14 protein-coding genes and 1 tRNA gene are annotated in these 13,264 nt (G+C 38.0%); 5 read left to right on the top strand and 10 right to left on the bottom strand.

Going from position 1 to position 13,264, the window contains the following annotated elements; genetic code table 11:
* Positions 1 to 15: 15 nt before the first annotated feature.
* A complete protein-coding gene (gene larE / locus EV07_RS08315) occupies positions 16 to 849 on the bottom strand; it encodes an ATP-dependent sacrificial sulfur transferase LarE (protein WP_152557649.1) in 834 nt (277 codons plus the stop codon).
* Positions 850 to 922: 73 nt separating this feature from the next.
* On the opposite strand from larE, the gene EV07_RS08310 reads away from it, so the two are divergent.
* Positions 923 to 2,131, top strand: a complete 1,209-nt coding sequence (locus EV07_RS08310; protein WP_081936973.1) for a cob(I)yrinic acid a,c-diamide adenosyltransferase — start codon at positions 923 to 925, stop codon at positions 2,129 to 2,131.
* Here the strand turns inward: EV07_RS08310 and moeB are convergent.
* Positions 2,128 to 3,285, bottom strand: coding sequence for a molybdopterin-synthase adenylyltransferase MoeB (gene moeB / locus EV07_RS08305; protein WP_036919387.1), 1,158 nt, complete (start codon positions 3,283 to 3,285; stop codon positions 2,128 to 2,130). The genes EV07_RS08310 and moeB overlap by 4 nt on opposite strands.
* 15 nt (positions 3,286 to 3,300) lie before the next feature.
* The gene (locus EV07_RS08300; RefSeq protein WP_052043940.1) at positions 3,301 to 3,867 is read right to left on the bottom strand and encodes a M67 family metallopeptidase; all 567 of its coding nucleotides are present in this window, start codon (positions 3,865 to 3,867) and stop codon (positions 3,301 to 3,303) included.
* A 77-nt stretch (positions 3,868 to 3,944) separates the two neighbouring features.
* Here EV07_RS08300 and EV07_RS08295 point away from each other — a divergent pair, with 77 nt between their 5' ends.
* Positions 3,945 to 4,310, top strand: coding sequence for a CAAD domain-containing protein (locus tag EV07_RS08295; RefSeq protein ID WP_036919384.1), 366 nt, complete (start codon positions 3,945 to 3,947; stop codon positions 4,308 to 4,310).
* Here the strand turns inward: EV07_RS08295 and EV07_RS08290 are convergent.
* Positions 4,307 to 5,200, bottom strand: coding sequence for a fructosamine kinase family protein (locus tag EV07_RS08290; RefSeq protein WP_241434038.1), 894 nt, complete (start codon positions 5,198 to 5,200; stop codon positions 4,307 to 4,309). The two genes, EV07_RS08295 and EV07_RS08290, sit on opposite strands and share 4 nt — an antisense overlap.
* A 33-nt stretch (positions 5,201 to 5,233) precedes the next feature.
* On the opposite strand from EV07_RS08290, the gene crtD reads away from it, so the two are divergent.
* The gene (gene crtD / locus EV07_RS08285; protein WP_036919785.1) at positions 5,234 to 6,745 is read left to right on the top strand and encodes a C-3',4' desaturase CrtD; all 1,512 of its coding nucleotides are present in this window, start codon (positions 5,234 to 5,236) and stop codon (positions 6,743 to 6,745) included.
* A gap of 8 nt (positions 6,746 to 6,753) precedes the next feature.
* Here crtD and EV07_RS08280 read toward each other — a convergent pair whose 3' ends face one another.
* Positions 6,754 to 7,599 carry a prephenate/arogenate dehydrogenase gene (locus EV07_RS08280; RefSeq protein ID WP_036919381.1) on the bottom strand — a complete coding sequence of 282 codons (846 nt, stop codon included), beginning with the start codon at positions 7,597 to 7,599 and terminating at the stop codon, positions 6,754 to 6,756.
* A 172-nt stretch (positions 7,600 to 7,771) separates the two neighbouring features.
* On the opposite strand from EV07_RS08280, the gene EV07_RS08275 reads away from it, so the two are divergent.
* Both EV07_RS08275 and EV07_RS08270 read left to right on the top strand, forming a co-directional pair.
* Positions 7,772 to 9,112 carry a helicase gene (locus EV07_RS08275; RefSeq protein WP_241434037.1) on the top strand — a complete coding sequence of 447 codons (1,341 nt, stop codon included), beginning with the start codon at positions 7,772 to 7,774 and terminating at the stop codon, positions 9,110 to 9,112.
* 50 nt (positions 9,113 to 9,162) lie between these two features.
* Positions 9,163 to 9,414: a DUF2839 domain-containing protein gene (locus EV07_RS08270; protein WP_036919376.1), complete on the top strand. Its 252-nt coding sequence runs from the start codon at positions 9,163 to 9,165 to the stop codon at positions 9,412 to 9,414.
* Between the two features lie 10 nt (positions 9,415 to 9,424).
* Here the strand turns inward: EV07_RS08270 and recA are convergent, their stop codons facing one another.
* From recA to EV07_RS08245, 5 genes are all read right to left on the bottom strand, one after another.
* A complete protein-coding gene (recA, locus tag EV07_RS08265) occupies positions 9,425 to 10,564 on the bottom strand; it encodes a recombinase RecA (RefSeq protein ID WP_036919375.1) in 1,140 nt (379 codons plus the stop codon).
* Positions 10,565 to 10,670: 106 nt separating this feature from the next.
* A complete protein-coding gene (locus EV07_RS08260) occupies positions 10,671 to 11,441 on the bottom strand; it encodes an HAD family hydrolase (RefSeq protein WP_036919373.1) in 771 nt (256 codons plus the stop codon).
* Positions 11,442 to 11,456: 15 nt separating this feature from the next.
* Positions 11,457 to 11,528, bottom strand: a tRNA-Gln gene (locus EV07_RS08255).
* Between the two features lie 147 nt (positions 11,529 to 11,675).
* On the bottom strand, positions 11,676 to 12,752 hold the full coding sequence (locus EV07_RS08250) for a Light dependent period protein LdpA domain-containing protein (RefSeq protein ID WP_052043941.1): 1,077 nt from the start codon (positions 12,750 to 12,752) through the stop codon (positions 11,676 to 11,678).
* A complete protein-coding gene (locus tag EV07_RS08245) occupies positions 12,722 to 13,180 on the bottom strand; it encodes an NAD(P)H-quinone oxidoreductase subunit N (protein WP_036919370.1) in 459 nt (152 codons plus the stop codon). Before EV07_RS08245 ends, EV07_RS08250 begins: the two co-directional genes overlap by 31 nt.
* Positions 13,181 to 13,264 lie beyond the last annotated feature (84 nt).

Genomic DNA, 13,264 nt, shown 5'->3' with positions numbered 1-13,264 from the left:
AAATCAGCTTTATAGTTAAATAGTATTTCTATTTAATTTACCACTGACTAAGCCCTCTAGATCTACGCTAATTGAAGAGAACCCAATAGATAAGAAAAAATCAACAATTTCTTTCCTTTTAGAGCTAATCAATAAATCATCAATCTGGTAAGAAGGCACTTCAATCCTACCTGTTAAGCCTTGGATTCTTACTCTTACATTAGGATATCCATGATCAATTAACCATTTTTCAGCTTTGGCTACTTGTTTGAGTCGTTCTGAACTTATAGGATCGCCATATGTGAACCGAGAAGCTAGGCAAGGTTGAGCGGGTTTGTCCCACCATGGAAAACCCAGGGCTTTTGAAATTTGACGAATAGAATCTTTGTTTATATTTAGCTCTGCCAAAGGAGATCGCACTCCTGCTAAATTTGCTGCTCGGATACCTGGTCGATAGTCTTTTAAATCATCTGCATTGACTCCATCTATTACCTGGGCTTTGGAGAACTTTGAAGCAATTTGTAGAAGATGTGCATGAAGTTCTTTTTTGCATGCAAAGCATCGATCTATTGGATTGTTTCTATAATGAGGGTCTTTTAGTTCATTGGTTTTACATTCTTTATGATCTATTCCAATCCACTTAGCTTGTAAGCGAGCTTCTTCAAGAAGATGCTGAGCAAGTGCGGGTGATACGCCTGTTATTGCAATAGCATTTGAACCTAATTGTTCTTTTGCTATAGCGGCTACTAGGGAACTGTCCACACCTCCCGAATAGGCAACACAGATTTTTTCAAGGCTTTTAATTGAGTTTCTTAAAAGATCAAGATGATCAAGGTTTGACTTTGCAAGTTGATCTTGTAGCTTTAGCATCATGTTTTAAACCATTGTTGAAGTTTTCTTCATTGGTTGGACTATTTAAACCCTTATTAGGATTTATTGCTTAATGGAGTCAAATCAAGATTTAAAGACTTCAGTGAAAAAGGATAAATCTTCTAAGGTAGGTGGTAAAAGATCTATTGGAATCGTTACTGCTTCTGATAGTAATGAACGAATTCATGGTCAATTACATGTTTATGATGGCGATGGAAAAGGTAAAAGTCAGGCAGCATTAGGTGTTGTTCTCAGAACTATTGGTTTGGGAATTTGTGAACAACGTAGAACTAGAGTCTTATTACTTAGATTTCTTAAAGGTCCTGGCAGGTCATATGATGAAGATTCAGCTATAGAAGCTTTGCAAAAAGGCTTCCCACATTTAATTGATCAAGTAAGGACAGGGAGAGCGGATTTTTTTACTGCTGAAGAATCTAATAAATTTGATCGGAATGAAGCAAAGCGTGGATGGGATATTGCAAAAGGGGCTATAGCAAGTGCTCTTTATTCCGTAGTCGTCCTTGATGAACTTAATCCTGTTTTAGAACTTGGCCTTTTACCTATAGATGAAGTAGTTCAAGCAATAGCAGCTCGACCTGAAGGTATGGAGATTATCGTTACAGGTCGTGCTGCCCCTCCTGAACTTATTAAGGTTGCAGAATTGCATTCTGAAATGAGAGCTCATCGCAGATTTAATCCAGATCAATCTGATGAAGATGCAAATCTAGTGCCTGGTGGCATTGAAATATATACAGGTGAAGGGAAAGGTAAATCTACCAGTGCTTTGGGGAAGGCATTGCAAGCTATTGGTAAAGGGATTAGCCAAGATAAAAGTCATCGCGTGTTGATTTTACAATGGCTTAAAGGTGGTGATGGTTATACAGAGGATGCAGCAATTGCTGCTCTTCGTGAGAGTTACCCGCACTTAGTAGATCACTTGCGTTCAGGAAGAGATGCAATTGTTTGGCGAGGGCAGCAGCAACCCATTGATTATGTTGAGGCAGAACGTGCTTGGGAGATTGCTAGAGCGGCAATTGCGAGTGGGCTATACAAAACAGTAATCCTTGATGAGTTAAACCCTACTGTTGATTTAGAGCTGCTCCCAGTGGAACCGATTGTTGAAACTTTGATTAGAAAACCTTCTGAAACGGAGGTTATTATTACAGGTCGATGTAAGAACAATCCACCTTATTTTGATCTCGCAAGCGTACATTCAGAGATGGTTTGTCATAAGCATTATGCAGAGAAGGGTATTGAATTAAAAAGAGGTGTCGATTATTAGATTGAGCTTTTCATTTGAAAACCAGCTTTATTCCAAGCGTCAATACCTCCAAGAACATTTATTGCTTGAATACCATGCTTGCCTAAGATTTCGATTGCTTTAACTGACCTAGAGCCAGACTTACAATGAACGTATACTGTTTTCTTTAGGGCTATATTATTGATCTTTTCTATATCTTCTTTATTCGTGAGATTCTCGAGTGGAATTAATATTGAACTAGAAATCGATTGAATTTTATTTTCCACTAACGTTCTTACATCTAAAAGTAATATATCAGAATTATTGTTATCAATTAGATTCTTTAGTTGCTGTACAGAAATATTTTTTATGGAAGATTGAACATTGTTTTTTTGAGTATATATATTCTTATAATTACTTAATTTCTTTATAGTAGGATTGCTTTTGTTTTTCTTTAATGAAAGCTCTTTAAATTTCATTCTTAGAGCATCAAAAACCAGAACTCTGCCATCTAATATCTCCCCTATTCCAGTAATTATTTTAATAGATTCTGTAGCTTGAATAATCCCTATTATCCCAGGAAGTATTCCGAGTACGCCTGCTTCTGAGCATGATGGAAGCAAATCTTTAGGTGGTGGAATAGGTATTAGATCTCTGAAATTAGGACTATTTTTGTTGAGGTTGAAAACTGTTGATTGCCCCTCGAAACGAGCAATTGCTCCATATACATTAGGCTTGCCTAGAATAGTGCTAACATCATTTACTAAATATCTGCTTTCAAAATTGTCGGTGCAATCGCATATAACATCAAATTGATTAATGATTTCCAATGCATTTTTATCAGTGAGAAGTGTATCGAAGATCTGAACATTACAATTAGGATTGATTCCTAAAATTCTCGATTTAGCAGAGATTATTTTTAGCTGACCAATGGAACTTGTGCTATGGATAATTTGTCTTTGGAGATTTGATTTCTCCACTATGTCAGAGTCAACAATTCCAATATTGCCAATACCAGCTCCTGCAAGGTAAAGCAGAAGTGATGATCCAAGCCCTCCAGAACCTATACAAATTACAGAACTATTTTTAAGTTTTTGTTGACCACTTTCACCTATTTCTGGTAATACAAGATGCCTTGCAAATCTTTCTAGTTCATCTGAATTTAATTTGAAGCTCTCTTTATTTTGCAAATTCATTGTTTGATTAAACTATTAAAAAAACATTGGTTCAACTTCCTTCAACTTTATAGGTATTTCTATAGGTTTGCTTTTTGGTTTGTTAAGCCACCATCCTCGCATTGTCTTGTCTCCACTTAAGATAATCATTAAATTAGGTAAGAAATTCATAGAAAGATCAATTTTTGAAGGCTTGGCTGACCCAAAAGGGTGAGAGTGAGCAATCCCTAAAACTTTTAAGTTTTTAGTACGAGCCCATTTTTGGGCGGCAATTTGTTCATACGGGTCTAATGCAAACCTGTTCACTCTCGATAATTCCTTTTCTACATTGTCTTCTATATTTAAAGAAGCACAAAGTTGGTTCTCAATTTTTTTAGTCCATACGTTACAACATGGCCAAATTAATTGGATTTGAAAAACAGCTGTATTTCTTTTACTTGATAATTCTTTTAATTTGCCTATCAATATCGCGCACCCTTCTTGAGGTGTTACAGCAAATAAAGTCCCTTTAAGAATTTGTTCTGTTTCTTTATGAAATTCAACATGCTTTGGATGAGGAGTTTCTTTCGATGGTTCGGTCCTCTCTCCATCAGGGTTCGGCATTATCTCTCAATGAATGTTGGCACTTAAAAGATTATTTAGATACACTCAACTTAATATTCAATTGTAATCAATTGGTAATGAGTGAAAGTCCTGAGTCAAATCAAGACTCGAATGCTACTGAAGCGGCTCCCTCTGGGCCAACTATTTCAGATCGTGCTAATGACTTTATGGGCCAAGCCAATGAAGTGCTTGGTAAAGTTGATTGGTCTCAAATGGGTAAATACGGTAAGGCTGCAGGCATTATTGCAGTTGTAATTATTGCCCAGATCCTTATCAAAGTAGTAGTTGATACTGTAAACTTTTTCCCACTCTTGCCAGGCTTGTTAGAACTGTTGGGAATAGTTGTAGTTGGCCAATGGAGCTGGCAAAACTTGACAACAAGTGAGAAGCGTAATGCAGTACTTGAAAAAGTGCAAAATATTAGAAAAGAATATCTAGATTAAAAAAATCTTTTATCTAGAAATTTCTTAATTTTTCTCAAGCTTAAAAAGCAGCTTTCTTTATAATTTCCACCAAATAGGTTTGCGTGATTTAGTAAATGGTACAAATTATATATATCAATTCGCTCTTTGTTGTCATCAGGTAGTTTCCATATCTCTTCGTATCCTTCATAAAAGGAGTTAGAGAAACCACCAAAAAGGTGTGTCATTGCAATATCTACCTCTCTATCTGCGAACCACACAGCAGGATCGAAAATGATCCCTTTTCCATTTTTGTGAATAGCACAATTACCTTTCCATAAATCTCCATGAACTAATGATGGCATTGGATTATGTCTTTCTAAATATTGAATTAATTTTGGATATATCTCTTTGTTGATGCAATTAAAACCCCATTTATTTGCCATTTTGATTTGAGGCCCTAATCTCATATTTACAAAGAATTCACCCCAGCTTTCACTCCAGCCACCCAGCTGAGGACTGTATCCAATAAACCCATCAGTATCCCATCCAAAACGGTTTTCATTATTGTCTGTTGAATGCTTGTGCAGTATTGCAAGACCTTGTCCTAATTTTCTTTCATCACCTTGCTGTAAATCCAACCAAGGCATTAATAAGATCGCAGTATTATCAAGTATTTCAACAGAGAATGGTTTTGGAACTATTAAAAAATCTTTGTTTATCTTTTGGTTTATTGCATTAAGACCTTGAGCTTCGAATTCAAGCATCTTGAAACATTTGCTAGGTGAAGTTTTTACAAAAACTTCTCTGCCACTCTCTAAAGTTATTTTCCAGGCATTATGAATACATCCTCCATGTACTGGTTTAACAGCGCTCACTTTTTCCCCATAAAGAGGTCCTTTTTGACTTAAGATTTTTTCTAGGAGATTCATTTGCATGTCGTTTGTCTTCGCATAGCTATTTATATGATTGAGCAATCAGTAATTGTCATAGGTGGAGGAATTGCTGGTTTAACTGCAGGAGCATTACTAGCACATGAAGGCTACAAGGTTACTTTGCTTGAGTCACATATTCAGCCAGGAGGTTGCGCAGGAACCTTTACTAGAGGACCTTATGTATTTGATGTAGGCGCTACTCAAGTTGCGGGTTTTGAAAAAGGTGGTATTCATGAGCGGATATTCCGGCATCTTAAGTGTCCTTTACCTGTTGCTGAGATTCTAGATCCAGCATGCATTGTGGATCTTCGTGATGGTAATGAACCAATCTCTCTTTGGCATGATCCATATAAATGGAAAGAAGAGTGTAAAAAACATTTTCCTGGAAGTGATCGTTTTTGGTCTTTATGTCGTCAATTGCATCGTAGTAATTGGGCATTTACTGGCGCAGAGCCTATTTTGCCTGTAAGAAATCTATGGGATTTCAAGCAGTTTATTTCTGCCAGCCGGTCAATAAATGTTTTAACAGGACTTTTCAGTTTGTCATCTATTGAAGATTTACTTTGGGTTTGTTCATGTAATCAGGATCAACGATTAAGAAACTTTCTTGATTGTCAATTAAAACTTTATTCCCAAAAGCCAAGTAATCAAACATCTGCGTTGTATGGTGCAACGGTTTTGCAGATGGCACAGGCTCCATTGGGTTTATGGCATCTTCAAGGATCTATGCAGAAGCTTAGTGATTCTTTACTCGCGTGCTTGCGTAGAGATGGAGGGAATGTTTATTTAGGACATAAGGTAGTTGGCTTGCAGAAAGATTATCAAAGGAATTGTTGGAATATTGATGTAATAAAGAGTAAAAATGTCTCATTACAATTTCAAACATCTGATGTGATATTTACTCTTCCTCCTCAATCTCTTTTAACTTTAATATCCAATTGGAGTAATTTACCTACGAATTATAGGCATACTTTAGAGACACTACCTAAACCTAGTGGTGCCATTGTGTTTTTTGGTGCAATTAATAGAAGTAATCTTCCTGATAATTTCTCAGGTCATATACAGTTGGTAGTAGACCAGATAGGTTCATTATTTCTTTCTGTTAGTCATGATGGAGATGGTCGTGCTCCTTTTGGTCAAGCAACTGTTATTGCAAGTGCTTTTACTGATGTTTTATCCTGGAATTCTTTTAATGAAGTTCAATATCGACAATCTAAACATTTAGCTTTAAAGAAGATTGTAGAAACTCTCAATATTGAATTTTCCATTGATTCTCAGAGCTGGCTGCACAAGGAATTAGCTACTCCAAGAAGCTTTGCTAAATGGACAGGTCGTCCACAGGGCATTGTAGGTGGATTGGGCCAGACTCCTACAACCTTTGGACCTTTTGGATTATCCAGTCGAACTCCTCTAGAAGGTTTATGGTTATGTGGTGATTCCATTTACCCAGGGGAAGGGACAGCAGGAGTAAGTCAATCTGCTGTGATGGCATGCCGACAGTTAGCTTTTGACCATGGCCGGTTATTTACTTTAATAAAATAATTTTTCGTTTAAAGAAAATCAGGTCTACTTTCTTGAGTTTCGAGCAATTCTTCTTTTAATTTGCCCCATTCATCTTTTCGAATAATCGCTTCTAGCTTGTCAAATGATGAGCGGTAAGACTTCATTGCATTCAATAGAGCTGATTTATTGTGCATTGCCATTCCCATTCCTAGATCGGGATTACCACCTCCCACGCGCGTTGTATCTTTGAAGCCACTTGAGGCAATTCTTTTTGCTAGTGTGATTGATTTATTAATTTCTTCTTTTCCAGCAGTTTGAAGTAATGCAGCACTAACAAATACTGGCAAATGAGAGATTAAAGCCACTGCTTGATCATGAGTTTCAGGATCTGTGGTAACCCACTGACTACCTAGATCAGTTGCTACTTGCTTTATTGTTTCTAATGCTTCCAATTGGGTTCTGTTCGTTGGTGTAGTTATCCATGTACGTCCATTAAACAATTTGTTTTTGCCAGCTTCTACTCCAGTTTCAATTGTTCCAGTCATGGGATGACTAGCAACGAAATTAGGATGTAATTTTTCCCATATATCTATTATTGGTTTTTTTACAGACCCTACATCGGTAACAACAGCATTACGTGGCAGGGCATCAACTAAACTCTGCTCTGGATTCACCAGTTGTGATAATGGCAATGCAAGAATGATAATTGAGCAATTTTCAATAACATTTACTTCTGTACTTATCACTTGAGCAAGTCCTCTTTCTTTTGCCCTTTTTTCAGTTGTCTTTCGGTGTACTAAGCCACAAACCTCATAGCCCATTTGCTGAAGATCTAAGCCTATTGATCCACCAATTAGACCAAGCCCAACAATGCCAACACGATGTAATTTCATTAATTTTCTTAGTCCTCCTTCATCGTTTGCATATCCTTCTCAATATAGGACTGAATTTTTCTTGATCAGTTAATATCAGCACATGATTGAGGTATATGCTCATAATTATTTGAAGAATCTTTTAAAGACAGATTCTTTACTATGGCCACACAATTTAACTCTGAGCAGGCTTATGGCACGTAGCTTGCGCCGAAGAGATAAATCAATATTTCAGTTTGAAATAGCTAATCAGTATGATTATTGGCTTGGTGTTCTGATTCCGCTTGCTTTAAAAAGCTGTGGTGCTGTTTTAGTAGTGACACCAACTCAAAGACGCAGATTATTTGAAGTTGAAATCCCAAGATTAAGAACAGTGGGCTTGAATCTTCCTGTTTGGGAAGGGAAAGAGCCCCCTATCGATGACAAAGTTTGGGTTCTTGATTATCTGGATTGGATTAGTGCATATCGCCATGGTTTTTTTCGTTCAAAACAATTGATAATTCTTGAAGCAGAACGCTTTAGTTCTCGTTTAAGAGAAGCGATGTCTATTAAAGTTAATTCTTCTGATTGGACCTCTTTAAGTAGGGCATATCCTTCCGCTTCATCTTCACTAATTAATTTACATGATCGCTTAAGTCTGAAATTCTTTTCAGAGGCTATTCGACCTAATGCACTTATAAGAGTTGATATTAAAGACATTCTTGAATTAAGAGATTTATTAGGAATATTTCCACAGCCTCCTGAATTATGGAGTGCTGTTTTGGATGCCACATCTCAAGGATGGGCTAGTTGGGCTGAACTTGACCATAAACTTCTTGATTGGACTTGGCACTTGCAACCCCTGGAACCATTGCAAACTCTTCGCCAACTTTTTATTGATAATTCATTTATTATGCTTAATGGAGCACTCCATGCAGAATTTGAATCTTTTAAAGAGATCCTTGATGTCAATGTCAAATTAGGAGGCCCCATTCATCAAGAACCAGTAAAATTATTTGTTCCTTTTAGACAACCTTTGCCTAATGCTGAATGTTTTGGGGAGCATCTATTGGATCAATGTAGGCGTCTGGTTTTGGGTAGGCAAGGATTAACAGTTCTTTTATTAGATGATAATCAATTGCTGAGGCAATTAACTTCTCAGCTGGCTGCCGAATTTGGTAAAAGAGTCAGTCTTCAATCTGCTAATCCTTCATCTAATGGTGTGATTTGTTGTAATTCAGAATGGTGGCTTGCCTTTGCTGATAAGCTTCCCCCACCAGAACAGTTGATCATTGCCTTATTGCCAATTAGTAGTTTGGAATCCCCTCTAACTGCTGCCAGAGTTGAATCATATAAGAAACAAGGTCTGGATTGGTTTAGAGATTTACTTTTACCCGACTTATTAAGGCTCTTGCCCGTCTTGGTTCTCCCTATTCGGCAAAACAACGGAAGAATTGCGATTTTGGATGGACGTTTGCGTTCCAGGTCTTGGGGAAATAAAGTTTTCTATGCCCTAGAACCATGGATCCCTGTAAATCATCTTTTACCAGATTGAGTTTTTTACCTGTGATTTCCTAGACTAGTTCTTAGCTTTAAGAGATCAATATGGGAGAAGCTCGTCGTCGAGCCCAAGAGAATCTTGGACCACGTAAAGTTAAGACAATAAAGAAGAGTAAAGAAGAGGAATCTTCTCGAATTATTGAATGGCTACCAATTACCCAGAGGCAAAGGGAACAGTTTATTGACCTCACTATTAAAGGAGGGTGGGTTGGAATAGGTATCTTGGTTTTGGTATGGGTAGTTGTTCGTATTCTAGGACCTGCTGCAGGGTGGTGGATTCCTGCCGACTTGCGTTGATGAATTTTGATTAAGCAGCATTAGACGCTTTTCTCATTACAGGGGTTGTGCTTGTTGCACGGGCTGCTGTTGCTAAAGGTCGCATTGAATTAGCGCTAACCTCAGACCCTTCAGTTAGCTTTTGGCGGACTAATCTTTCTATTTTATCTTTTGCTTCTGCATTTTCTTCAAGCCAAATAATTGTATTGTCTCGGCCTTGACCAATGTTATCTCCTTCATAGCTATACCAAGCGCCTTTGCGAGTGACAATATTTGTTTCTTCTGCCATATCAAGCAGACATCCTAATGTGCTGATTCCCTTTCCAAAAAGAATATCAAATTCTGCAATTCGAAATGGAGGCGCAATCTTGTTCTTTGCAACTTTTACTTTTGCACGTATTCCATACTCCTCTGTCCCCCGTTTAAGGGTTTGAATTCTACGTATGTCGAGGCGAACTGAGGCATAAAACTTAAGAGCATTTCCACCTGTAGTTGTCTCGGGATTGCCGTATGTCACACCTATCTTAAGACGTAATTGATTTAGAAAGATTACTGTGCATCCTGATTTTCCAATATTACCAGTAATCTTTCGCATTGCTTGACTCATTAATCTCGCTTGGCTGCCTACTGCATGATCTCCCATTTCCCCTTCGATTTCTGATCGAGGAGTCAGTGCGGCAACAGAGTCAACAACAACAAGATCGACAGCTGAGGATCGAATTAGTTGATCTACAATTTCCAAAGCCATCTCTCCTGTATCTGGTTGTGATACAAGGAGATTCTCAATGTCAACACCTAGAGAGGCAGCATAAACAGGATCTAGTGCATGCTCTGCGTCTACGAAGGCTGCCACTCCGCCACGTTTCTGTACTTCTGCGATTGCGTGCAATGTGAGTGTTGTTTTGCCTGAGCTTTCTGGCCCATATACTTCTACGACTCTTCCCTTTGGGTAACCTCCGCCTAGTGCAAGGTCAAGGGTTAGTGCTCCCGTTGAGATTGTTTCCACGCGCATTTTGGAGGCATCTCCCAGTCGCATGATTGAGCCCTTACCAAAATTCCTTTCTATTTGTCCTAGTACAAGGCTGAGTGCTTTCTCTCGTTCTCCAGATTGTGTCTTATTTGGATTATTGGATGAAGCTAATGATTGACCTGGCTTGATTTCGACTGACATTTTGATTATTTGTGTGAGTTAAAGGGAAAGTTGCTGCAAGTTCGAATGGATTAAAAATCAAGAGCAGGCACTTCTTTTGCTATTAGTACACACGTACGCCAAGGAGTCAAGGCCATTCTGCTAATGGGGACATTAAATCTTCTGGTTTTAATAAACGAATTCCTAAGGGAATATTTTTGTGATCGTTAGGCTTGAGATAACCCCAGCTCGCAAGATAACAGGGGATTGTGCTTAATCCAGGTGTATTTAATACTGTCTGCAGAGTAGCTTTGCGATCTTCTATAAATCCTTTAATTAAACGATTTTTAGAAATTTTCAGTAATATGTCAGCTTTTTTGCCTGATTCGTGACCATATAAAAATGTGGGATAAAGATTTAAACTGGTTAGTAACTCGGATGTAAATTCAGCACTTTTAGTAGTTAATACTGCCCAATCTGTGTTCTCGTACTTGAATCGATTAAGTCTTTCCACTACTCCTGAAAATGGTTTGTGACTCTTTAACCACTCTGCTCTGTTAGTACTAATAGCTCGATGTCGGACATTATCTAGTGCGAGTTGCAATTGCTCTTGTTCCCATCCCCAGCTTTGGAGAGCTTTTTGACAATTCTCCTCATATGCAGCTGCAAATTTTATTGGATTATTGAGATCAATCCCTGTTCTTATCAACTCTGCTGCTAAAAGAACCATTTCCCAACCATCTTTTACCCAAGGCCGTAGTTGTTTAAAAGCATCAGGTACTTCTATAGGTAAGTCTTTAGTATTAGGCTCTTTTTTTATTAAATCTAAACAAGCTTGTCTAGAGCTGCTCCAGTATTCAACAATACCGTCAATGATGACTCCATCAAAGTCGAAAACTATAATTGGCTTTGTTTTCACGAAATGATTTTAAAACTGGGGCGCTAGGATTCGAACCTAGGAATGCCGAGACCAAAACCCGGTGCCTTACCGCTTGGCGACGCCCCATTGAGGTTGCGTCCTTAGAAAGGACTCTTTACTTATACAAAATAATTGCACATTGTGGACTAACGAAGTTCATCTCACGACTTCAAGGATTGTGATTCACATTGTTCAGATCAATCTTTTTAAGCAGTTTTGAGGCTCTTTAATGTGTTAATCACTTACCTGAGATTCCTTATCCAACCATGGTTGGATAAGGAATCTCGCCAGTTTGAGGGCTCTATGGAATTCTTTTGGATTGTCGATTAGTTTTTTATTTTGCTTTTTTGCTTCTATTAAGAAAGGTTGTATTAATTTTCTAGCCATTCCACCAAATGCAACTCCTGCTACGCAGTGATTTTTTGTTAAGTAATGAATAGTTTTTTCATTCGTTCCGCCAGCAAGCTGAAGAGGACCAGGTGGAACGATCGATTGCATTTTTTCTAATAGCAATACTGCTGCTTTTGCAGTCCCCAATCCTAAATCTCCACTCATTGGTCGACCATCCAGTTGCCAAATAAGTTTTTGCTTGTAATGACGTAAACATTGATAGCGAGACCAGAGTTCTTTTGATAATTCATCTTTAGTGATTCCATGACCTTCCAGTCCACAACTAATAGCAATTCTTTTTAACTCAACTTTAGAATCAACTATTTCTCTTACAGAATTTGTAAATTCCTGTATTCGACCAGGAGCAGTATGAATTTCAATTGCATCTGGTTTGATTTGCTGAATAACTATTCCAAAATCTTCAATTTTCAGGAAATTATTCTCTTCCTTGATTATTTCTAGTGGACATACTGGTAAGCAACGACCACATCCATAACATCGATTTTTAAGAACACCCATATTTTCACTAATTGCATCAGCAGGGCAAACTTTTAAACAGGGCTTAGAACATTTTTCTGGGCATTTTTTGGGATCAAAATAAGCTTTTCTAAAATGAATATCTTTTCCATCGCTTACGGAAATCATTAACCAAGGATTTTTCCCTAGATTAGAGGCAGCCCATTGAAGTCCTTCTCTTGCAGCAGTGGCAACGGCTATATCAGCGGATACATCTACACAGTGGACCCCTGCTGCTGCGTAAATAGCACATAAATCAGTAATAGAAGGTAGATCTTCATTACTGGCACCACAAATTAGCTTTACCCAAGTACCTCTGTGTAAGGCAATTTCATTGGAACAATTCACTTGATCCAAAAGACTTTTAACGCATTTTATTGGAGGAAGCTTCTCATGGATTGCCATTTAAGTGCTCGGGAACCACCCATTTCGACAACTATTTTCAGCCTTGGTTCGTTTTCACATACATTACATAGAGAGAGCAATTCGGAGCGTGATAAGACTTGCCCTTCGAGTAACCACAAAACCACATTTTTGTTTTCTGCAAGTAATTCATTAACTTGAGGTATGACTTGTTGCACTTCTCCTACGGCTCCATTTCTGCCTATATTTTGATGACCCAAATGAGGCGGTCGAATCCCATGAAGGTTTAATAGAAATACTTCTGGGTCGCCAAATCCTCTAACAGACATGATTTGAGTCCTATATCCAGAAGCTTTAAGGCGTCTTAATAGTCTGGTTTCGGAACCACCCTCTAATGGTGCATTTATTGCAAGACAACCTTCAGCCTCAAGATCATTGCGAAATTTCTTACCAGATAGTAATAGAGGCATTTTCAAATTAAATCACTTTCTTTATATAGTCTGGCAGCAAAAAGAGGAACTTTTAAGGAGCGCTTTAGTGTATTCTATTAAATT

The sequence above is a fragment of the Prochlorococcus sp. MIT 0603 genome, assembly GCF_000760215.1.
GTDB lineage: Bacteria > Cyanobacteriota > Cyanobacteriia > PCC-6307 > Cyanobiaceae > Prochlorococcus_E.
Note: the sequence above shows the minus strand (reverse complement) of the source record. Positions and strands in the feature narration are given on the sequence as shown.

Coding starts and splice junctions, on each gene's coding strand:
- larE (WP_152557649.1), bottom strand. CDS start 849: ATGCTAAAGCTACAAGATCAACTTGCAAAGTCAAACCTTGATCATCTT.
- EV07_RS08310 (WP_081936973.1), top strand. CDS start 923: ATGGAGTCAAATCAAGATTTAAAGACTTCAGTGAAAAAGGATAAATCT.
- moeB (WP_036919387.1), bottom strand. CDS start 3,285: ATGAATTTGCAAAATAAAGAGAGCTTCAAATTAAATTCAGATGAACTA.
- EV07_RS08300 (WP_052043940.1), bottom strand. CDS start 3,867: ATGCCGAACCCTGATGGAGAGAGGACCGAACCATCGAAAGAAACTCCT.
- EV07_RS08295 (WP_036919384.1), top strand. CDS start 3,945: ATGAGTGAAAGTCCTGAGTCAAATCAAGACTCGAATGCTACTGAAGCG.
- EV07_RS08290 (WP_241434038.1), bottom strand. CDS start 5,200: ATGAATCTCCTAGAAAAAATCTTAAGTCAAAAAGGACCTCTTTATGGG.
- crtD (WP_036919785.1), top strand. CDS start 5,234: ATGATTGAGCAATCAGTAATTGTCATAGGTGGAGGAATTGCTGGTTTA.
- EV07_RS08280 (WP_036919381.1), bottom strand. CDS start 7,599: ATGAAATTACATCGTGTTGGCATTGTTGGGCTTGGTCTAATTGGTGGA.
- EV07_RS08275 (WP_241434037.1), top strand. CDS start 7,772: ATGGCACGTAGCTTGCGCCGAAGAGATAAATCAATATTTCAGTTTGAA.
- EV07_RS08270 (WP_036919376.1), top strand. CDS start 9,163: ATGGGAGAAGCTCGTCGTCGAGCCCAAGAGAATCTTGGACCACGTAAA.
- recA (WP_036919375.1), bottom strand. CDS start 10,564: ATGTCAGTCGAAATCAAGCCAGGTCAATCATTAGCTTCATCCAATAAT.
- EV07_RS08250 (WP_052043941.1), bottom strand. CDS start 12,752: ATGGCAATCCATGAGAAGCTTCCTCCAATAAAATGCGTTAAAAGTCTT.
- EV07_RS08245 (WP_036919370.1), bottom strand. CDS start 13,180: ATGCCTCTATTACTATCTGGTAAGAAATTTCGCAATGATCTTGAGGCT.